Here is a 19,620-nt window from a genome sequence, read left to right as displayed (position 1 = left end):
GCCGAGATCAGCGTCGCCGAGTGGTTCCCGGCTCAGTCGAGGGTGGGGACCGACGCGAGCAGGCGTCGCGTGTAAGCGTGCTGCGGAGCGGCGAGCACCGTGTCGGTCGCGCCCTGCTCCACGACCTCGCCCTCCGTCATGACGACGACCCGGTCGCACAACCGGGCGACCACGCCGATGTCGTGGGAGACGAGGACGAGGGTGAAGCCGAGGTCCTGCTTGAGCGTGCCGACGAGGTCGAGGATCGACGCGCGCACCGTGACGTCGAGGGCGCTGAGCGGCTCGTCGCCCACGAGGAGCTTCGGCCGGTGCACGAGCGCCCGAGCGATCGCGACCCGCTGACGTTGACCACCCGACAGCTCGTGCGGGTAGCGGTCGCCGAACTCGGGACCGAGGCCCAGAAGCCGGAGCATCTCGCGCACTCGGCCGCGCCGGTCGCCGTCGACGCCGAGGGCGACGAGAGGCTCGGCGACGATCCGTCCGACCGTCATGCGGGGGTCGAGCGACGCGTACGGGTCCTGAAACACCACACCCACCTCGCGGCGCAGCCACCGTAAGGAGGCGTCCGAACGACCCGAGACGACCTGCCCGTCGAACAGCACCTCGCCCGAGGTCGGGGTGTCGAGGGCGGTGAGGAGCCGCACGAGCGTCGACTTGCCGGAGCCCGACTCGCCGATGACACCGAGGGCCTCGCCGGACTGCACGGCGAGCGTCGTGGGTGCGAGGGCGTGCGTGACCGCCGGGCGCGTGAAGAGATTCGCGCGCGGCAGCGTGTAGTCACGCGAGACGCCACGCAGCTCGACGAGGGGAGTGCCCGGCGTGACGCGTGGGGAGGCCGGAGTGGTGCTCATCGCGAGCCCTCCTCGTCCGTCGGAGCATCATCGAGCACGGGTATCCCTGATGTTCCGGGCATGTCGGGCGCCCCGGGCATGTCGGGTATCTCGGGCTCTCCGGGCGCCGTCGGTGCCCGGGGCGCTCCGGGCGCTCCGGGCGTCGTGGGCATTCCGGGCGTCCCGCGCTCTCCGGGCGTTTCGGCTGCGTCGGGAGCGCCTGCCGTCGCCGACCAGCTCGTCGCGCGCGCCGACGCGACGAGCCGGCGCACGAGCTCCGTGCGGGGCCGGTGAACGAGGTCGTCGACGGTGCCGTCCTCGACGATCGCGCCGTTCTGCAGCACGACCGCGCGATCGGCGATACGGCGCAGCACTGCGAGATCGTGCGTGATGAAGAGCAGGCCCGTGCCGAGCTCGCCGACGAGGCGATCGAACAGGTCGAGGATCTCCGCCTGGATCGTCACGTCGAGGGCCGTTGTCGGTTCGTCTGCGATGAGCAGCCGAGGGCTTCCGGCGAGAGCGAGAGCGATCGCCGCGCGCTGCAGCTGTCCGCCCGACACCTGGTGGGGATACCGGCGCACGATGGCCTGCGGATCGGGCAGGCGCACGAGCCGTGCGAGTTCGACGGCGCGAGCGGCGGCCTCCGTGCGGGAGACGCCCGCGAACCGCCGGACGGGGTCGGCGAGCTGACGGCCGATCGATCGGATCGGGTTGAACGACGACCGCGGCTCCTGGAACACGATGCCGACGCGGCTGCCGCGCAATCGCGCGACGTCGCGGTCGCTCGCACCGACGACCTCCTCGCCGTCGACGCGGATGCTGCCGGTGGCAACGGCGCCGTCGGGCAGCAGGCCGAGGATCGCGAGGGCGGTGAGCGACTTGCCCGACCCGGACTCGCCGATGAGGCCGACGCGCTCGCCGTCCTCCACGCGGAAGCTGATGCCATCGACGACGGCGCGCCCGTCGATCACGACCCGGAGATCCCTCACCTCGAGGCTCATGCGGTCACCACCGGAGCGCGAGTGAGCCGCGGATCGGTCACGTCACGGATGGCGTCGCCGAGGAGGTTGAACGCGAGCACCGTGAGGGTGATGGCGAGACCGGGCCACAGCACCGACCACGGATGGATGCCGATGTACGACTGCAGTTCGGCGAGCATCCGGCCCCAGGACGGCGTGTTCGACGGCGCGCCGTACCCGAGGTAGGAGAGTCCGGCCTCGGCGAGGATCGCGACCGCCATCGCCCACGACAACTGCACGATGAACACGGGCGCGACGTTCGGCAGCAGGTGCGTCGTGAGGTTGCGGACGGGACCCCGGCCCGCCGCGCGGCCGGCGAGGACGAAGTCGGCCCGTCGGACGCGTCGTAGTTCCGGCCGTGACACCCGACCGATGTTGACGCCGAACGAGAAGCCGACGGCGAGAACGACGACGAGCAGAGACCCGCCGAAGGCCGACGCGAGCATCATCGCGATGAGCAGCGTCGGGAACGCGATGAGCACGTCGACGAGCACCGCGACCCCCTCCCGGAGCCACCGAGCGGTGAGGGCACCGAGCGCGGCGAGACCGATGCCCACGACCGCCGCCACGAGAGCGCTCCCGACGGCCACCCCGACCGTGACACGCGCGCCGACGAGCAGCACGCTGAAGATGTCGCGGCCGATGTTGTCCGTCCCGAGCAGGTGCTCGAACGACGGAGCCAACCACTGGTCGTAGGGGTTCGCGCGCTGCGGGTCGTACGGCGTCCACACGTACGACAGCGCGGCGCCCGCGAGCAGCAGCACGATCACGGTGCTGCCGTAGATGGCCGAGGGGTGCCGGACGAAGGCCGCGAGCCAGCGCGGCGAGCGACGGGGCCTCCGCGGCACAGCCTCCAGCCGCGGCGGGTTCTGCTCACTCATGTCGTCTCCCGCTGTCGCGGATCGATCAGCCGCGCGAGGACGTCGATGAGCGCGCCGATCACGAGCACGATCGCGGTGAAGACGAAGACGGCACCCTGCACCATCTCGAGGTCGCGGTTGCCGACGTTCGTGACGAGCAGCCGACCGACGCCCGGGAGCGTGAAGAGCTGCTCCACGATGACGGCGCCGACGAGCAGTCCGGCGACCTGGAGCGCGAGGACCGAGACGACGGAGAGCGCCACGTTGGGAAGTCCGTGCGTGAGGAGCGCGCGCCGCCGCGTGAGTCCCGTGGCCGCGGCCGTGCGCACGTAGTCCTGGCCGGTCGCCTCGAGAGTCGCGGAACGCACGAACCGGAGCAGGACGGAGCCCTCGACCACGCCGATCGTGAGCGCCGGGAGCAGCAGCGAGCGGATCGCGTCACCCGGTTCCTCCCAGCCGTCGCGCGGGAATCCCTGCGGCGGCAGCCAGCCCAGCCACACGGCGAAGACGATCACGAGGATCATGCCGGCCCACACGACGGGAACGGCCGCGAGGGCCTGCGCCGTCACGGCGAACGCGGTGCCGGCGGCCGTGTTGCGCCGGAGCGCTGCGAGCACGCCGAACGGCACGCTCACGAGCAGGGCGATCACGAGGGCGAGCAGCGCGAGCGGCACCGTGACGGTCGCCTTCTCGGCGAGCTCCTCCACGACGGGGGTCCCGGTGACGAGCGAGGTGCCGAGGTCGCCGCGCAGGATCCCGCCGATCCAGTCGAGGTACTGGAGCGGCAGCGGCACGTTCAGCCCGAGCTGCTCCCGGATCTCCGCGACCTGTTCGGGCGTGCCCTGCGTACCCGCGATGATCTGGGCGACATCGCCCGGCAGCACGCGGAGGGTGAAGAAGATCAGTGCGCTCGCGATCACGAGACCGACGACGAGCAGCACCACGCGGGTGAGGACGAACCGGATCACCGAGGTGGTGCGCTTCCGGTGGCGCGGACGGTCACGTCGCTACTCGACCGCGAGTTCGCCCAGGTCGAGTCGTGCGTTGGGGGAGTCCGTCGGGAAGCCCGTGATCCCGTCGGCGATGGCCGTGAGCGCCGTGGCGTTGTAGAGCACGTCTCCGGCGTGGTCCTCGGCGACGATACGTGCGGCCTCGGCGAGCAGAGCGGATGCCTGCTCCTCGTCCGTTGCGGCGATCGACTCCTGGAAGAGCGACTGCACCTCCGGGTTGTCATAGCCGAAATAGTATTCCGGGTCGGCCCAGTTGCCGAAGTCGCGCGCCTCGAGGTGGTCGACGTAGCTGAGGTCGAAGTCCTTGTTCGTGTAGACGTCCTCGAGCCACGCGCCGAACTCGACCGACTCGACGTCGAGCGTCACGCCGACGTCCTTGAACTGCGACACGAGCAGGTTCGAGACGGTCGTCGCGTAGATGTTCGGGATCGTGAGCGTCAGCTCGAGGTCGCTCTGGCCCGCCTCGGCGAGGAGAGCCCTCGCGCGGTCCGGGTCGAACGGACGCACGTCGGTGAGGTCCTCGAAACCGGGGTCGAGCTCCGGGATCGGGCCGCCCTGCTCGATTCCCGCGCCGCCGATGGCGGCGATGATCGCCTCGTGGTCGATCGCGAGGCGGAGCGCCTCGCGCACGCGCACGTCGTCGAGCGGTGCGCGCTGGTTGTTGAAGGCGAGCGTGTACTTGTCGGTCGTGCGGCCCTCGGTGATCGTGAGCTCGTCGACGGCCTCGACCTGATCGCGCAGGTTCGCGTCGACCGGCGTGAGCACGTCGATGTCGCCCGCGACGATGGCGTTGACGCCGGCGGTCGCGTCGGGGATGTACTCGAAGACCACCTCGGAGACGTGAGCGGACTCGCCCCAGTAGTCGTCGAAGCGCGCGAGCGAGATGCTCGAACCCTGACGCCAGCGGTCGAGCGTGTACGGGCCGGTGCCGTTCGCGGCGGTCGACAGGTCGGTGTCGTCGGCCTCCTCGAAGACGAGCCCGCCGCGACCGGTGAGGTTCCAGAGGAAGTTCGAGTCGGGGGCCGACAGCGTGATGACGACGGTGTCGTCGCCCTCGGCCGCGATCGTTGCGACGTTCTCGAAGATCGCGTGGTCGACGAGGGCGTCGTCGTCCTTCACACCCGTGAGCGACCAGACGACGTCGTCGACCGTGAGCTCGTTGCCCGAGTGGAACGTGACGCCGTCATTGAGCGTGAACGTGTAGGTGAGGCCGTCGTCGCTGACCTCATGGCTCGCCGCGAGAGTGTCCACGATCTCGCCGTCGGCGGTACGCGACACGAGTCCTTCGTAGACGTTGTCGATGAGGACCTGCTCGAGGGCGGCGCCCGACGTACGACGGATGTCGAGATCCGTGGGTTCGAGGACGAGTCCGACCGTCACCGAGGAGTCGTCGCCGCCCGTCGGGTCGGTGTCGTTGCCCGAGGTGCACGAGGTGAGGGCGAGGGCCGCGACGAGCGCGAGCCCGACCACGGCGTTCCGGCGGAAGCGGGACATGACGGACGAGTTCCTTTCGACGTGCTGCAGGCCGGGGAAAAGCGTACCCGGCATCGGGTCACGCGCTGTGCGTGTCGGAGGACGAGGGGGACGGCGGGGAATCCGTGGTCCCGGTGGAGCGGTTCAGCGCCGACGCGATCGCCTCGGCGAGGGCGATCGGAGCGTCCTCCTGCAGGTTGTGCCTGCCCTCGATCGTCACCGAACGAGAACCCGGGACACGCGCGAGGAATTCCTCCTCGAGATCGTCCGTGAGGAAACCGCACGACGCGCGGACGAGGAGCACGGGGACGGTGAGGCGCTCGAACGCCGACCAGAGCCCGGACGTGTCCGCGTCGAAGAGGGGAGCGGCGCCGCCCCGCAGATTCGCGAGGTGGTGGCGGAAGATGAAACCGCCCTCGACGGGCTTCGAGTTGAGGAACACTCCGCGCGCGAGAGCGTCCCGGTCGGAGCCGATGCCGAAGGCGACGGCGCGATCGACGATCTCCTCCCGTGAGGCATAGACGTCGGGTCCGTCGAGGAAGTCGCGGACCGCTGCAGCACCCGTCGACGTGTCGACGCTCGGCGTGATGTCCACGACGACGAGGCCGCACACGGTGCCGGGGTTCGTTGAGGCGAGAGCGGCTGCGGTGAGCCCGCCGAGGGATTGCCCGACGACGAGCTGGCAATCGGCACCCACGTGCTCGAGCACCGAGAACACGGCTGATGCGTTCGTCTCGGCCCGGTAGTCGAGGTCGTCGCGCCAGTCGGAGTGCCCGTGCCCGGGGAGGTCGATCGCGAGCGCGGGGCGCCCGAGGGCGAGCGCCGTCGCGTCCCAGGTGTGGGCGTTGAGACCCGCACCGTGCAGGAAGGTGACCTCGGGGCCGCCCGTTCCCCATTCGATCGCACTCACGGTGCGACCGTCCCGATCGGTGACGTGCGCCCGGCGGTGAGGCGGGACGGACGCGGCGACGGGCTCGTCGACGGGACCGCCTCGAGCCGCCGAGACGGCGGCGGCCTGCTCCGGCAGGTAGCGGAACTCGTCGGTCGTGTCGACGTCGCTCATCGGGGTCTCCTTGATTTCCGTACTCGGTACAGTCTGGTGCATCGGTCGAGTCCGGCGATCCATCGCGACCGGATCGTGACGATCGGTGACGCCGGTGCCTGGGCGACCCCTGACAGGCATGCTGCGGTGAGGTTAGGCATGCCTATACTTGAGCTGTTATGTCGACCCCCTCTCGCGAGTCCTTCCGGCGCCGCTCGTCCGCAGCGGAGAGCCGCCGTCTCGCTCCCTTCCTGCTCGCATGCGACGAGTCCGCGATCGCGGAACTCGAGGCGATGATCGCCACCCTCCCGCTGTGCGCGAGCGGTCGCGTCTTCATCGAGGTGGCATCCGTCGACGACATCGGCATCGTCTCGGTGCCCTCGCGCATGACCGTCACATGGTTGGCGCGATCGTCGCGATCGGGTGCTCCCGGATCGGGCGCTGCGTGCGCTCGAGGCGAGGCGCTCTCCCGCGCCGTCCGCGCGTGGGCCGACGAGATGCTGTGCGACGCTCCCGAGAGCCGCGCCGGCGAAGTGCAGGTCTGGCTCGGCGGCGACTACCGCGGCGTGGCTCCCGTTTTCGAGCACCTCGTGCACACGCGCAACGTCGACGCCGACCGCGTCACGGCACCCGCGAGCTACCGCTTGTCCTGAGGTCTCTGCGCCCTACCACTCCGGGTTGGACTCGCGCGGGGTGAGGAAGAGCGCTTCGACGTGAGCCGTGGGCGGGTCGGCCGGGGCGTCGCCGCTCCGCAGGTCGACGCGCGGAGCGGCCGAGAGCACGATGTCGGAGCGGATGCTCTCGAGCACGGACGTGTTGCCCGATGCCGACGCGACCTTGTTGTGGTTGATGAACCCCTCGACGACCTCGATCGCCGGGCCGACGACGCCCGCGAACAGCCGCAGCGGCAGGTACCACGAATCCGATGCGAGGGCCGGGTCCCTCTGCTCGAAGCTGTTGCCGGCGGAGGGGGAGACCGCATAACCCACGGCGTCGCCGTTGACGAGTCCGTAGATGTAGCGTGTCACGTCATTGCCCGCCGCGTAGGCGACGTAGCGCGTGGTCTCCGACGGCAGCCACCCCGCGACCATGCCGACGCCGCCGAGCACGATTCGTGTCTCGAAGCGCGTGCCGAGCATCTCCGCGACGCCGCCGACGCTCGACCCGAAGCTGTGCTCGACGGAGGTGCGTGCGAGGGAGCCGACCGCGGTCGTGTCGAGCCCCTCGTTGAAACGGTGGAAGGAGACGCCGAGCTCGATCGAGCGGCGGTTGTCGAGGGGGCCGTCGCTGACGCTCCACTCGGGGAAGGACCCGATCTTCGAGACGAAGGCCACGGTCGGCTGCGACACGGGTGCCTTGGCGACCTCCCAGGAGGCGAGCGACTGCATGTTGCCCGTGTAGAAGTCGGTGAGAGACGCGGTCGTGCCGGGCGTGAACACCAGGGCGCGAGTCGCCGTGCCGGGGTCGCCGACGATCTCGACGATGGAGTCGCGAGCCACGTCGAAGGCGTAGAGGGACACGATCCCGGACGCGGCCTTCGCGAGGTAGGAGGCCTCGGCGCTCGCGAGGTCCGAGCCCGTGCGCGGGTAAGCGGCGAGAGTCCGCGCCGCCGTGAGCCGGTTCGCGGCGACGCGATCCTCGAGTGAGACTCCGTCGAGGTTGCCGACGAGGACGGGAGCCGCCGTCATGAGCCCGGCCCGCTCCGCCGCGTCCAGTCCGTTCCACCAGCGTTCGACGATCACCGCGGGGAGAGCGGCGTCGAGGACCCGGGTCACGGTCGAGGGGTTCGCGAACACGGTCGGTGTGGCGCGCGCGGAGTCGAGGAGGGCCATGGCGCTCTCGCGTTCGTCGAGGTCGACGTGGGCGGCGACGGCGATGGCGTGTCGCGTCGAGTCGGCCGCCGTGGTCGCTGCGGCCGTCACGGCGGAGCTGACCGTGGCGGCACCCGTGGAGACGGCGCTCGCGACGGTGACGGCTGTAGACATCATGGGGCTCAACCCGCGGCCCTCCTCCGACAACGCACCGCCGAGGAGCTGGACGACGAGCACGAGGCAGACGAGCAGGGGCAGGCGGCGGACGACCGGGAGGCGCCCGATCGGCTGGAGACGGCCGACGAGGGCGAAGCCGCTGATTTCGGGCTCGACGAAGACGCCGCTGGCGCTTCGGCGCAGGGTGACGTCGAGGAAATGCATGGCCGGCTCCCGCCGTCGGCTCACGTCGGGCTCTCACCGTGCGGGCTGGGGGGAATCCCTCACGCGGAACCGTCTCCCTGAGGGTACCCGGAAGGGGGGGTGGCGCGCACGTGATTCCCGTGATTCCACCCCCTCGGGTCACGATTCCGGCGCGTCGCCGTCCCGCCGAATGCGTCGGCGAGTAGGGGCCGCCGGCGTCGGGGCGGCCCCGGTCGTCGCGCGCCGACCGCTCCGACGTCGCGTCCGCACGTAGCCGCCCTTCTCGAGGCCCGCCTCGATCTCGAAGCGGTTCCGCAGCGGGTCACGTCCTGCGACGAAGTAGAGGAGCGGGAAGAGCATGCCGTAGCGCTGCCACTGCCGCTTGTGGACGGCTTCGTGTTCGAGGATGTCGTCTGAGACGTTCGTGTCGGTGAGGTAGCACCCGCCGACGCAGGATCCGCCGCGGCCGAATGCGTGCTTCGGCATCCCCGTGAAGACGAGCAGGCCGTTCCGCCGCTCGACAGGACCGGTCGACATCAGGAAGCCCCACGTCGCGCCCACGGCCGTGGCGAAGTAGTAGCCGGCGCGACTGACCGGGGAGTCGAGCAGGAACGACGTCACGCGGGGTACCGTTCGGTCTCGAGGATCCGGAGCCAGACCTCGTTCATGGTCGGGTAGGCGGGCACGGCGTGCCAGAGGCGGTCGAGCGGCACCTCGCCGACGACGGCGATCGTGGCGGCATGCAGCATCTCGGACACGTCCTGACCCACGAACGTCATCCCGAGGATGATGCGCCGTTCGATGTCGATGACGGCGCGGACCGTCCCCGTGTACCCGTCGGCGTGGACCGCGGAGCCGGCGACGGAGCCGAGGTCGTAGTCGATGACGCGCACGGGGTATCCGGCCTCCTGCGCGGCCGTCGAGGTGAGGCCGACGGTCGCGACCTCCGGATCGGTGAAGACGACGGACGGGACGTGCTCGTGGTCGGCCGTGGCCGCGAAGTCGCTCCACGGTTCGGGGCGCGCCGAGGGGGCCGCCGAGAGCGTCCCGGCGGCTCGGGCCGCGATCGCGAGGCCCGCTGCGCGGGCCTGGTACTTGCCCTGGTGGGTCAGGAGAGCGCGCCCGTTGATGTCGCCGACGGCGTAGAGCCAATCGTCGTGCACCCCTGCGACACGCATGGAGTCGTCGACCCGGAGGTCCTTCGGCTCGACACCCACCGTCTCGAGGCCGAGGTCCGATGTGGCGGGGTGCCGACCCGTCGCGACGAGGAGCTCACGCGCCTCGATCGCGGGGGCGTCCTCGCCGAGCTCGACGCGGACGAGGCCGTCGTCGTCGCGGCTCACAGCCGACGGCGAGCCCGTCACGATCCGGACGCCCGACTCCTCGAGACTCGAGCGCACAGCGTCGGAGGCGACGTCCTCGAGCGAACCGAGGAGGCGGCTCCGCACGATCATCGTGACCTCGGCGCCGAGCGAGCGGAAGATGGTCGCGAGTTCGGCGGCGACGACTCCGCCGCCGATGATGGCGATCGACTCCGGCACCTCGGTCATCGAGGTCGCCTCGCGACTCGTCCACGGCTTCGCGTCCGCGAGGCCCTCGATCGGCGGGAGGGTCGGCGTCGAGCCGGTGCACACGGCGACGGCGTGCGTCGCAGTGAGACGGCGGACGGTGCCGTCCGACTGGGTCACGTCGACGGCGCGCGGTCCCACGAGGCGACCGCGGCCGCGCACGAGGTCGATGCCGGCGCCCTCGAGCCAGGAAACCTGGCTCGAGTCGTCCCACGCGCTCGTGAATCCCGTGCGGCGTTCGAGCACGGCGGCGACGTCGAGGTCGCCCGTGATCGCTGCGCTCGCCCCCGCGACACGCCGAGCCGCGTTGAGCACGGAGGACGGACGCAGGAGGGCCTTCGAGGGCATGCACGCCCAGTACGAGCACTCGCCGCCGACGAGTTCGGCCTCGACGATCACCGTGCGGAGACCGCCTTTGGTGGCATAGTCGGCCACGTTCTCACCGACCGCTCCGGCTCCGATGACGATGAGGTCCCACGTGTCTGTCGTGCTCTCGGTCATGTGCGGACTCCTTATTGTCGGTGTCGGTGTCGGTGTCGGTGTCGGTGTCGGTGTCGGTATCGGTATCGGTGTCGGTATCGGTGCTCGTGCTCGTGCTGGTGTTCGGCGTGGGCGTCCGACCGGATGTCAGCGTCCCACGAAGTCGGGCGTCGTGCGGGTCGCGAAGGCGCGCATGCCGATGGCCGCGTCCTCGCTCGCGGCGAGGGACGCGAGGGCCGGGCCCAGTGCGGCCTCGGCGACGGCGTCTCCCTCGCGCACGGCGGTGCGAGCGTTGGCGAGGGCCGCCTGAACGGCGAGCGGAGCCTGCGCGGCGATGCGCTCGGCGAGCTCGAGAGCGCGATCCCGCTGGGCACCGGGTTCGACGACCTCCTGGACGAGGCCGATACGGTGCGCCTCCGCAGCATCGAAGGTGTCGCCTGTGAGGATCCAACGCATGGCGTCGCCCCAGCCCGCCACACGCGGGAACCGGATCGTCGCCCCTCCGAAGGGGAGGATCCCGCGGGAGACCTCGAGCTGTGCGAAGCGCGTGTCCGACGCGGCGACGACGATGTCACTCGCGAGCGCGAGCTCGATACCGAGCGTGAAGCACGTGCCCTGAACGGCGATCACGACGGGTTTCCGGAGGCTCCGTCCCTCGACCTGCCACGGGTGGATACCGCCGTCGGGGACGAAGTCCAATCCATCGGAACCGAGCCGCGGGCCGATGTCCGCGAGATCGAGTCCGCCCGTGAAGTGGTCGCCGACGGCCCAGACGACCCCGACGCGCAGCTCCGGGTCGTCGTCGAGCTCGCCGTACGCGGCGGCGAGCTGCTGCAGCATCTCGAAGGTCGCGGCGTTGCGCTTCTCGGAGCGGTTGAGGCCGATGAGGAACACGTGTCCCCGTCGTTCGGTGAGGACGAGCGACTCTCGCGTCGCGGGGGAAGGGGACGTCGCGGGAGAAGGCATGGCCTCATTCTGCCCGCCGTGATCCGCGTCCGTCGAGGGGTCTCCGGCGCTCGCCGCCCCGCCGCTCGCCGCCCCGGCGCTCGGTGACCCGTCCGGCGCCCGGATCAGGGACGCAGCGCACCGATGAGGCGCAGGATCGTCGTGAGGTCGTCGCCGATCGCCACGGAGTCGGCCGCATCGGAGTCGTCGGGCGCGAACTCGGTGATGCCGGCGCCGGCGAGGTCGAACTCCGCGCGGATCGCGCGCACCGTGTCGAGCAGCCCGGTCACCGAGAGTCCGAACGGTTCGGGGTGGTTCACGGCCGTGACCGACGACGGGTCGAGCACGTCGAGATCGATGTGGAGGTACACGCTCGACGCTCCCGTGGAGCGGAGTGCCGTCAGCACGGCGTCTGTCGTGGCGTCGTCACCCGGCAGGACGTGCACCCCTGAGGACGCGGCGAAGGCCTCCTCGCCGGGGTCCATCGATCGCGCGCCCGCGAGGACCGTGCGATCGGCCGGTACGGCGGCGCGGGAGGCGAACGCTCGCGGTCCGCCGCCGAGGATCGACCGGAGGACCATCCCGTGGAATGCGCCGGACGGCGACTCCTCGGGCACGTTGAGGTCGGCGTGGGCGTCGAACCAGACGACCGCGAGGTCGGGGTGCTGCACGACCGCGTGCTCGACCGCGGCGAGTTCGACACCGCAATCGCCGCCGATCGTGACGACGGGCACGGGCGAGTCGCCGAGCGTGGCGGCGAGGGTCTCGCGGACGCGCAGTACGGACGACGCGCGCACGACGCCGGTCTCGAGCGCCGAACCGGCCTCGAGGGGCACCTCGACGATCTCGGTCGCGGCGCGGGGCAGCTCGGCGGCGATGCGCTCGGCGCCGGTCGCGAGTCGCATCGCGCGATCGGATCCGGAGCCCTGCCACTGGGGCACCACGACGAAGCGGGCCATCGTCAGACCGTCGATCTCGTCGTCGCGGCGCTGGATCGCCGCACGAGGGAGCACCGCGGGGCGGGGCGAGTCGAACTCGCCCCGCCCCGCGACGCGAACGGAGTGATCGTCACTGACCGGGCGTGTAGGAGGTGCCCGGCGTCGCTTCCACGGCGGGGAGCGACGTGGCGGAGCCACCGCTCTTGAGGGCGGCGAGGCGCGCCTCGACCTCCGTCAGCTCGCCGAGGTCCTCGAGCGACTCGAACTGCGCGTCGAGGCTCGACGCGGCGAGCTCGGCCTGACCGGCGGCCTTCGCCTCCTCGCGACGGATCTTGTCCTCGAAGCGGGAGACCTCGCTCGTCGGGTCCATGATGTCGATGCTCTTGACGGCGTCGTGCACGCGCTGCTGGGCCTCGGCCGTCTTCGCGCGGGCGATGAGCTCGCTGCGCTTCGACTTCAACTGCTCGAGCTTGCCCTTCATGTTGTCGAGACCCGACTTGAGCTTGTCGACGACCTGCGTCTGGGCGGAGATCTGCGGCTCGGCGGCGCGCGCCTCGCGCTCTTCGCTCAGCTGGCGCTGCAGAGCCACCTTGGCGAGGTTGTCGAACTTGTCGGCGTCCGTCGTGTTCCCGGCGGAGCGCAACTCGTCGGCCTTGCGGCTCGCCGCGAGGGCCTTCTGGCCCCACTCCTGGGCGGCACGCACGTCCTCGGCGTGGTCCTGCTCGAGGAGGCGGAGGTTGCCGATGGTCTCGGCGATCGCGCTCTCCGCGTCGGCGATCGAGTTGGTGTAGTCGCGCACCATCTGGTCGAGCATCTTCTGCGGGTCCTCGGCCTGGTCGAGGAGGGCGTTGATGTTGGCGCGGGCGAGTTGGCTGATGCGTCCGAAGATCGACTGCTTGCTCATGGGGTGTTCCTCTCGTTGTGGTGCTGTCGTGTGGGGTTCGAGTCGACGGTGGTCACGTAGCCGGGGGTGAAGCCTGGGGGACCCGGCGAGGACGGTCTCGGCATCAGAACCGGCCGCCGCCGCGTCGGGAGCGTCCGCCGCCGCCTCGGGATCCGCCGAAGCTCGATCGCGATCGGGATCCTCCGAAGCTGCCGCCACCGGAGCGGGAGCGTCCGCCGCCGCCGAAGCCTCCGCCGAAGCCGCCGCTGAAGCCTCCGCCGAAGCCGCCGCTGAAGCCTCCGCCGCCCCCGCGTCCGCCACCGCCGAAGAGCATGTCGGTGAGGATGTTGCCGATCACGGCTCCCGTTGCGGCGTCTCCGATACCGCTGCCGGTCGACATGCGCGACGAGGAGTACGACCCCAGGTCGCTCTGCGCGGAGCTCATGGCCTCCCGCGCGAGCGCCTCCGCTCGCTGACCGTGCTGCAGGGCCGTCGCGGGGTCGGAATCGGCGAGCTGTTCGGACATCGAGAGCGCTTGTGCGGCGCTCGCGAGGCGAGTGCGGGCGTTCTCGCTGATCGCACCGCGGCGGGCGGAGATGAAGTCGGCGGCGGCGCTCACCTGGGCGCGCGCGGAGACCAGCACGGATTGCAGCATCCCGTTCGCACGCCGCCTCGCCTGTTCGGCCTCCCGGACCTGGTTCGTCGCGGCCTCGATGGCCTGGTCGGCGGTCGTGAGCCGATCGAGGGTCGCGAGGGGATCGGTCGGCGCTCCGCTGGATCCGGCCGCGCGCACCTCGGCGACGACCGTCTCGGCTCCCGCGATGGCGGCGGCGAGGTCACCACCCCGCGTCTCGCGGGCTCGGCCCGCGGCGATCTCCGCGTCGAGCTCCGAGAGAAGGCCGGGGATGGCCTGTTCGGCCTGCCCGAGCTGCTCGAGGTGCCGGTCGGTCGCGTCGAGGAGCGACTCGGCCTGGTCGACGGCCGTCTCGGCCGCGCGGATCGCGACGGCGGCCTCTCCCGTCCGTTGCGCCGCCATGTGGCCGCCTGCTTCGCCGAAGCGTGCGTCCGCGAAGGACAGGAGACCCGCGGCCTCATCGGCGTTGTCGACGATGGGCGCGAGGGCGCTCGGGGCGTAGCGGGCGGCAGCCGCGGCGATTCGCTCGCGGGAACCGGGGAGGCGCGTCGCCGCCGTCGCGGCATCCGTCCGGACCGAGGCGAGGACCTCCGGGGCCTTCTGTTCGATCGCTCGCAGCTGTGCGAACGACTCCGCCTGCGAGTCGAGGGCGTCGTCCGCCTCGTCGCACAGCGCGACGATGCGGGCGTTCCACTCGCGGACCTGCTGCTCCGAGTCCTCGATGTGGTCGTCCAGCTGCTGCTTGAGCGCGAACGCCTCGGTGAGCTTCGCCTTCGCCGCGTCGATCGAGGCGCGGTAGGGGGTGACGGCCTCGGAGCCGTACTGCGCGAGGGCGAAGCTCAGCTCCTGTTCGCTCGACCGCACGGCGTCGTCGGTCTGCACGAGCGCGACACCCGCCTGCCGCTGCAGCTCCTCGAGCGGCGCCGGGACCGGAGCGGAGGCCGAGCCCGTGACCCCTCCGCGCGACCGGCGGGACCGGACCAGGAGGAAGATGATCGCGCCCACGACCACGGCGCCAATCACGATGAACCAGAAGACTCCACCGCCTCCGCCGCTTCCGCCACCGCCCGACGAGGGCTCTTCGCCGATCGTGCCGCCCGTCACGACGGCGCGGAGCCCGTTCGCGGCGGCGACACCCGCTCCGGCCCAGTCGACGTCACGGAGTTCGGGGAGGATCGCGTCCTCCTCGATGCTCGTCAACTGCTCACCGGTCACGGGGCCGGACGTGTCGCCGGAGAGGTAGAACGTGCGACCCTCGGTCGCGACCGCGAGAAGGTACTGGCTCGGACCGAGACCGTTCTGCTCCGCCGTCGTGTTGGCCCACGACTCGGCGTCGGTAGGCGACTCGAACTCGTCGACGTACACGACCCAGAGGTCGAGACCCTCGTCCTGCAGCGTGGAGACGGCTTCCTCGATCGCGGCCGTTCCCGTCGCGTCGAGGGCACCGGCCTCGTCGACGATCGCTTCGGAACCGAGATCGACGGGCGACTCGGCGGGGACGGCGGCGAGACTGGCCGAGATGGCGGGTGAAACGAGGGATGACGATGCGGCAGAGGTGGCCGTCGGAGAAGCGACGGCGGGGGAGACAGCGCTCGTGAGCGCCACCATGACGGCGGCGAAAGCCGTTCCGAATCTCGCCAGCATCGGCCCACTCTCCCGTTTCCGCGCGTTCCTCGAAGTCTAGGCGGCGGGCTCCGGCGTCGTCCATCCACCCAGCTGGGTCCCAGTGCTCGCTCAGGAACCCCGACGGGAACCACCGATGCGCGGTCGACGAGGAGCGGCGTGGCTCGGCGGCTCGTCCGAGCGGCGGATTAGCGTGTCAGGGTGATGGACTCCCGCGACCCCTTCGACCGTTACGGAACGGACGTGCTCGCCGGCGACTGGCGCGGAGCCGGCAAGAAGGTCGCCCGCACGGTCCCCGTGGAGCGCGACCTCGTCGTCGAGGAGCTCGCGAGCGGCTGGGTGGGGGCCGTCGTGCGCGTCGACGCCCGCATGGTCGAGCTCGAGGACCGCCGCGGCATGGTCCGCGCCTTCCCCCTCGGCGGGGGCTTCCTCATCGACGGGGAGCCCGTCGTGCTCACAGCCGCGGCCGCGGCTCCCGCCGGCAAGAAGCGCACCGCGTCCGGCTCCTTCGCCGTCGAGAACCTCACCGCGCGCACGGCGCGCGCGAGCCGCATCTACGTCGAGGGACGGCACGATGCCGAACTCGTCGAGAAGGTCTGGGGGCACGACTTGCGCGTCGAGGGCGTCGTCGTGGAGTACCTCGGCGGCGTCGACGATCTCGCGAGTCACCTCGACGACGTCGCCCCGAACCGGGGCCGCCGGATCGGCGTGCTCGTCGACCACCTCGTCGAGGGGTCGAAGGAGAGCCGCATCGCCGCACGGGCCGTGAAGCCCGCCTACCGCGAGCACGTCCTCATCGTCGGTCACCCGTTCATCGACGTGTGGCAAGCGGTCAAGCCGTCGAGCCTCGGCATCCGGGCGTGGCCGACGATCCCGCGCGGCATCGAGTGGAAGAAGGGCATCTGCCAGGCGTTCGGCTGGCCCCACGAGACGCAAGCGGACATCGCGCGGGCGTGGCAACGGATCCTCTCGCGCGTCAACGGCTTCGGCGACCTCGAGCCCGAACTGCTCGGCCGGGTGGAGCAGCTCATCGACTTCGTCACCGAACCGACCGACTGATCACCCGGGAAGCGACCCGCTGACGCCGCCACAGGTCCCTCGCTAGGCTGCTCCTCAGCGAGGGAGGGGCCCGGTGGTCGTGACCGCTGCGCCACCCTCGTGGTGCTCTCGCCCGTGCGCTGGACCGCTGTGGGACTCGACGCCATCGCAGCGCTGCTCTCGGTCTCGAACCTCGTCTTCGCCGCGTGCGCGACCGACTACTTCGCTGACGGCCTCGTCCCGAGCCCGTTCCTGCATACGTGGTCGCTCGGTGTCGAGGAGCAGTTCTACCCCGTCTGGCCCGTGCTCATCGTGGGCGTCGCGTGGATCGCCCGACGGATGGGTGCGCGTCCCCGGCGCGCGCTCGCCGCCGCCTTCCTCGTCACGATCCTCTTCTCGTTCCTGCTCTCCGTGATCTGGACGCCGGTCCAACCGTCGTGGTCCTTCTACCTCCTGCCCGCCCGTGCGTGGGAGTTCGCGCTCGCCGGGCTGCTCGCCCTCGCGCCCCTCGAGCGGGTCGTGCGATCTCGCACGGTCGCCGACGTGTTCGCCGGGCTCGGAGTCGCGCTCCTCGTCGTGAGCATGCTCGCGATCGACCCCGGGTCGCCCTTTCCCGGCTGGATCGCGACGCTTCCCGTCATCGGCACCGTGCTCGTGATCGCGTCCGGATCGGGGCGAGCGCACGGACGGGTGTCGCGAGTGCTCGCCGCGCGACCGCTGCAGTGGATCGGCTCCGTGTCGTACTCCTGGTACCTGTGGCACTGGCCGTTCATCGTGCTCGCGGCCGTCGCCGTCCCCACGCGGTCGGTCGCCGACGGGGTGGGCGTCGGTTGCGCGGCCGGCCTCGCCTCGCTCGGCGCTGCGGCGCTGACGTCGCGGTTCGTCGAGACGCCCATCCGCTTCCGGCCGCGGCTCGTCGCCTCGCCTCGACGTACCGTCGCCGTCGTGGGAGGTGTGACCGCCGGCGCCCTCCTCGCCGCCGCGGGTCTCGCTGGCGGGGGAGTCGCCGTCACTTCGCACGAACCGTACCGCACCTTCGCGGAGGCGCTGTCCGCCGTCCCCGACCAGGCATGCACGCGCGAGAAGCCGGCCGCGAGCGGGCCGGCCGTGTGCGAACTCGGCGACGTCGACTCGGGCACGACCGTCATGCTCGTGGGCGACTCGCACGCCGGCCACTGGAAGGAGGCGATGAACGAGGCGGCACTCGCCGCCGACGTGCGGCTCGTCGTCCGTTGGCGATCGTCGTGCCCCGCGATCCCCGTCGCGCTCCTCGACACGGACGGCGTGCCCGACGACGAGTGCGCGCGCTTCCAGGAGGACACCCTCGCCCTCCTCGGCGAGGTCGGGCCCGACGTCGTGGTGCTCGCGCAGTCCGCGGCCTACGGCGCGCGCATCCTCTCGCCGGAGCTCGGACGTCTCGGCCCGGACGAGCGGCTCGACGAGTGGGAAGCGGCGATGCACGAGTTCTTCGACGTCGTCGACGTGACCGGTGCCCGACCGGCGCTCGTCGTCGACAACCCGCGGCTCGATTTCGACCCGATCGAGTGCGTCGCCCGCAATGCGGCGGACGAGAGCGAATGCTCGGCGGAGCGCTCGCATGCCCTGCACAGCGTCGAGGGCCTCAACGGCGTCGGGCTCGACGTGGTGAGCGAGCGGGGCGCCGTCGCGACCTTCGATGTGACCGACGACATCTGCGACGCCGAGCGGTGCTACGCCGCACGCGACGGGGTACCCGTCTTCCGCGACGGAAACCACCTCGCCGAGGTGTGGACGACGGGACGCGCCGACGACCTGCGCGACTGGCTCATCACGCTCGTCCGCTGAGGCCCCGCACCGGCCTCGGGCGCACACCAACCGGTCTCCGCCGCGTCACGCGTCGTTCATCCGCGAGTCGCCGTGTCGTCGCGTCGCGGTCATAACCTCCGGGTGGCAACCGAGTCCGACCCGTCCTCGGTGCACCACGAGAGGAAATGATGTCCACACGTCGAGGAATCGCCGCGCTCGCGGCGGCCGCGTCCATCACCCTGCTCCTCGGAGCATGCTCGTCCGGCCAGGCCGACGCCGACTCCGCGTCGTCGACCGATGCCGCGACGGCGACGAGCCTCGCCGATTTCGGTTCGCTCGAAGACCTCGAGGCCGCAGCGAAGGCCGAGGGACAGCTCAACGTCATCGCGCTGCCGCGCGACTGGGCCAACTACGGCGCCGTCCTCGACGCGTTCGCCGCGAAGTACCCCGAGATCACGATCAACGAGGCGTCGCCCGACGCCTCGAGCGCCGAGGAGATTCAGGCCGCCGAGACGAACGAGGGCCTCGACACGGCGCCCGACGTCTTCGACCTCGGCCTCACGGTCGCGCTCGAGAACACGGACATGTTCGCCGAGTACAAGGTGGAGCAGTGGGACGCCATCCCGGACGAGCTCAAGGATCCCGACGGCCTCTTCACCGGTGACTACGGCGGGTACATGTCGATCGGGTACGACTCCTCGAAGTTCGACGAGCCCGAGGCGCTCGAGGACCTCCTCGGCGACGAGTACCGTGGCTCCGTCGCGATCAACGGCGACCCGACGCAGGCGGGCGCGGCCTTCGCGGCCGTCGGTCTCGCGACCGTGCAGAACGGCGGCGACCTCGACGACTTCGGCCCCGGCATCGACTTCTTCTCGGAGCTCAACGCCGCGGGCAACATGCTGAAGCTCGACGTGACGAGCGCGACCGTCGCCTCCGGTGAGACCCCCGTCGTCTTCGACTGGGACTACCTCAACGTCACGCACGCGGCCGACAACCCCGACTGGAAGGTCAAGATCCTCCCGGGCACCGGTTACGCGGGCTACTACAACCAGGCCGTGAACAAGGACGCGCCGCACCCCGCTGCGGCTCGCCTCTGGCAGGAGTTCCTCTACAGCGACGAGGCGCAGAACCTGTGGCTCGCGGGTGGAGCCCGTCCGGTCCTCGCCGACGCGATGGCCGAGGCCGGGACCATCGACCAGGAGCTCTTCGAGGCCCTCCCCGAGGCTCCCACCGAGGTCGTCGTCCCGACGTCCGACCAGAGCGCCGCTGCCGGTGAGCTCCTCGGCAGCGAATGGGCCGCCGCGGTCGGCTGAGCCCCTTT

General features: G+C 71.1%; 16 protein-coding genes and 1 pseudogene. 4 read left to right on the top strand and 13 right to left on the bottom strand.

Going from position 1 to position 19,620, the window contains the following annotated elements; genetic code table 11:
- Positions 1 to 32: 32 nt before the first annotated feature.
- From ELQ90_RS14445 to ELQ90_RS14420, 6 genes are read right to left on the bottom strand one after another with little or no spacing between them, the layout of a single operon-like run.
- Entirely contained in the window at positions 33 to 851 is an 819-nt protein-coding gene (locus ELQ90_RS14445) for an ABC transporter ATP-binding protein (protein WP_128495979.1), read from the bottom strand.
- A complete protein-coding gene (locus tag ELQ90_RS14440) occupies positions 848 to 1,831 on the bottom strand; it encodes an ABC transporter ATP-binding protein (RefSeq protein WP_128495978.1) in 984 nt (327 codons plus the stop codon). Before ELQ90_RS14440 ends, ELQ90_RS14445 begins: the two co-directional genes overlap by 4 nt.
- The gene (locus ELQ90_RS14435) at positions 1,828 to 2,730 is read right to left on the bottom strand and encodes an ABC transporter permease (protein WP_128495977.1); all 903 of its coding nucleotides are present in this window, start codon (positions 2,728 to 2,730) and stop codon (positions 1,828 to 1,830) included. The genes ELQ90_RS14440 and ELQ90_RS14435 overlap by 4 nt, the downstream gene beginning before the upstream one ends.
- Positions 2,727 to 3,677: an ABC transporter permease gene (locus ELQ90_RS14430; protein ID WP_128495976.1), complete on the bottom strand. Its 951-nt coding sequence runs from the start codon at positions 3,675 to 3,677 to the stop codon at positions 2,727 to 2,729. The genes ELQ90_RS14435 and ELQ90_RS14430 overlap by 4 nt, the downstream gene beginning before the upstream one ends.
- A 39-nt stretch (positions 3,678 to 3,716) precedes the next feature.
- The gene (locus tag ELQ90_RS14425; protein ID WP_128495975.1) at positions 3,717 to 5,213 is read right to left on the bottom strand and encodes an ABC transporter substrate-binding protein; all 1,497 of its coding nucleotides are present in this window, start codon (positions 5,211 to 5,213) and stop codon (positions 3,717 to 3,719) included.
- Positions 5,214 to 5,271: 58 nt separating this feature from the next.
- Positions 5,272 to 6,255: an alpha/beta fold hydrolase gene (locus ELQ90_RS14420; RefSeq protein ID WP_128495974.1), complete on the bottom strand. Its 984-nt coding sequence runs from the start codon at positions 6,253 to 6,255 to the stop codon at positions 5,272 to 5,274.
- 158 nt (positions 6,256 to 6,413) lie between these two features.
- Between ELQ90_RS14420 and ELQ90_RS14415 the strand changes: the two genes are divergently transcribed.
- A complete protein-coding gene (locus ELQ90_RS14415; RefSeq protein WP_128495973.1) occupies positions 6,414 to 6,887 on the top strand; it encodes an SIP domain-containing protein in 474 nt (157 codons plus the stop codon).
- A 12-nt stretch (positions 6,888 to 6,899) separates the two neighbouring features.
- Here ELQ90_RS14415 and ELQ90_RS16700 read toward each other — a convergent pair whose 3' ends face one another.
- The 7 genes and pseudogenes from ELQ90_RS16700 to ELQ90_RS14375 all read right to left on the bottom strand — a co-directional run bounded on the left by ELQ90_RS16700 (position 6,900) and on the right by ELQ90_RS14375 (position 15,497).
- Positions 6,900 to 8,426 (bottom strand): hypothetical protein, encoded by a 1,527-nt coding sequence (locus tag ELQ90_RS16700; protein ID WP_166409076.1) that lies wholly within the window; start codon positions 8,424 to 8,426, stop codon positions 6,900 to 6,902.
- Between the two features lie 246 nt (positions 8,427 to 8,672).
- Positions 8,673 to 9,062, bottom strand: a pseudogene (locus ELQ90_RS14405) (Fe-S oxidoreductase); the annotation flags it as partial.
- On the bottom strand, positions 9,023 to 10,474 hold the full coding sequence (locus tag ELQ90_RS14400) for a dihydrolipoyl dehydrogenase family protein (protein ID WP_128495972.1): 1,452 nt from the start codon (positions 10,472 to 10,474) through the stop codon (positions 9,023 to 9,025). The pseudogene ELQ90_RS14405 and the gene ELQ90_RS14400, both read right to left, overlap by 40 nt.
- Before the next feature lie 126 nt (positions 10,475 to 10,600).
- Positions 10,601 to 11,419 (bottom strand): crotonase/enoyl-CoA hydratase family protein, encoded by an 819-nt coding sequence (locus tag ELQ90_RS14390; RefSeq protein ID WP_128495971.1) that lies wholly within the window; start codon positions 11,417 to 11,419, stop codon positions 10,601 to 10,603.
- Between the two features lie 104 nt (positions 11,420 to 11,523).
- Positions 11,524 to 12,411, bottom strand: a complete 888-nt coding sequence (locus tag ELQ90_RS14385; protein WP_243696197.1) for an arginase family protein — start codon at positions 12,409 to 12,411, stop codon at positions 11,524 to 11,526.
- A 55-nt stretch (positions 12,412 to 12,466) separates the two neighbouring features.
- Positions 12,467 to 13,240: a PspA/IM30 family protein gene (locus ELQ90_RS14380; RefSeq protein WP_128495970.1), complete on the bottom strand. Its 774-nt coding sequence runs from the start codon at positions 13,238 to 13,240 to the stop codon at positions 12,467 to 12,469.
- A gap of 103 nt (positions 13,241 to 13,343) precedes the next feature.
- Positions 13,344 to 15,497 carry a TPM domain-containing protein gene (locus ELQ90_RS14375; protein ID WP_128495969.1) on the bottom strand — a complete coding sequence of 718 codons (2,154 nt, stop codon included), beginning with the start codon at positions 15,495 to 15,497 and terminating at the stop codon, positions 13,344 to 13,346.
- 183 nt (positions 15,498 to 15,680) lie between these two features.
- On the opposite strand from ELQ90_RS14375, the gene ELQ90_RS14370 reads away from it, so the two are divergent.
- The 3 genes from ELQ90_RS14370 to ELQ90_RS14360 all read left to right on the top strand — a co-directional run bounded on the left by ELQ90_RS14370 (position 15,681) and on the right by ELQ90_RS14360 (position 19,612).
- On the top strand, positions 15,681 to 16,535 hold the full coding sequence (locus ELQ90_RS14370; RefSeq protein WP_128496012.1) for a DUF3097 domain-containing protein: 855 nt from the start codon (positions 15,681 to 15,683) through the stop codon (positions 16,533 to 16,535).
- A 114-nt stretch (positions 16,536 to 16,649) separates the two neighbouring features.
- Positions 16,650 to 18,338 carry an acyltransferase family protein gene (locus ELQ90_RS14365; RefSeq protein WP_166409074.1) on the top strand — a complete coding sequence of 563 codons (1,689 nt, stop codon included), beginning with the start codon at positions 16,650 to 16,652 and terminating at the stop codon, positions 18,336 to 18,338.
- Between the two features lie 149 nt (positions 18,339 to 18,487).
- Complete coding sequence (locus ELQ90_RS14360) at positions 18,488 to 19,612, top strand: ABC transporter substrate-binding protein (RefSeq protein WP_128495967.1); 1,125 nt, start codon at positions 18,488 to 18,490, stop codon at positions 19,610 to 19,612.
- Positions 19,613 to 19,620 lie beyond the last annotated feature (8 nt).

The organism is Labedella phragmitis, from assembly GCF_004078635.1.
Lineage (GTDB): Bacteria > Actinomycetota > Actinomycetes > Actinomycetales > Microbacteriaceae > Labedella > Labedella phragmitis.
Note: the sequence above shows the minus strand (reverse complement) of the source record. Positions and strands in the feature narration are given on the sequence as shown.

Excerpts from the sequence above, each read along its gene's own strand:
- ELQ90_RS14390 (WP_128495971.1), bottom strand. The coding sequence starts at position 11,419 with ATGCCTTCTCCCGCGACGTCCCCTTCCCCCGCGACGCGAGAGTCGCTC.
- ELQ90_RS14415 (WP_128495973.1), top strand. The coding sequence starts at position 6,414 with ATGTCGACCCCCTCTCGCGAGTCCTTCCGGCGCCGCTCGTCCGCAGCG.
- ELQ90_RS14375 (WP_128495969.1), bottom strand. The coding sequence starts at position 15,497 with ATGCTGGCGAGATTCGGAACGGCTTTCGCCGCCGTCATGGTGGCGCTC.
- ELQ90_RS14360 (WP_128495967.1), top strand. The coding sequence starts at position 18,488 with ATGTCCACACGTCGAGGAATCGCCGCGCTCGCGGCGGCCGCGTCCATC.
- ELQ90_RS14420 (WP_128495974.1), bottom strand. The coding sequence starts at position 6,255 with ATGAGCGACGTCGACACGACCGACGAGTTCCGCTACCTGCCGGAGCAG.
- ELQ90_RS14435 (WP_128495977.1), bottom strand. The coding sequence starts at position 2,730 with ATGAGTGAGCAGAACCCGCCGCGGCTGGAGGCTGTGCCGCGGAGGCCC.
- ELQ90_RS14445 (WP_128495979.1), bottom strand. The coding sequence starts at position 851 with ATGAGCACCACTCCGGCCTCCCCACGCGTCACGCCGGGCACTCCCCTC.
- ELQ90_RS16700 (WP_166409076.1), bottom strand. The coding sequence starts at position 8,426 with ATGCATTTCCTCGACGTCACCCTGCGCCGAAGCGCCAGCGGCGTCTTC.
- ELQ90_RS14370 (WP_128496012.1), top strand. The coding sequence starts at position 15,681 with ATGGACTCCCGCGACCCCTTCGACCGTTACGGAACGGACGTGCTCGCC.
- ELQ90_RS14440 (WP_128495978.1), bottom strand. The coding sequence starts at position 1,831 with ATGAGCCTCGAGGTGAGGGATCTCCGGGTCGTGATCGACGGGCGCGCC.
- ELQ90_RS14380 (WP_128495970.1), bottom strand. The coding sequence starts at position 13,240 with ATGAGCAAGCAGTCGATCTTCGGACGCATCAGCCAACTCGCCCGCGCC.
- ELQ90_RS14425 (WP_128495975.1), bottom strand. The coding sequence starts at position 5,213 with ATGTCCCGCTTCCGCCGGAACGCCGTGGTCGGGCTCGCGCTCGTCGCG.
- ELQ90_RS14400 (WP_128495972.1), bottom strand. The coding sequence starts at position 10,474 with ATGACCGAGAGCACGACAGACACGTGGGACCTCATCGTCATCGGAGCC.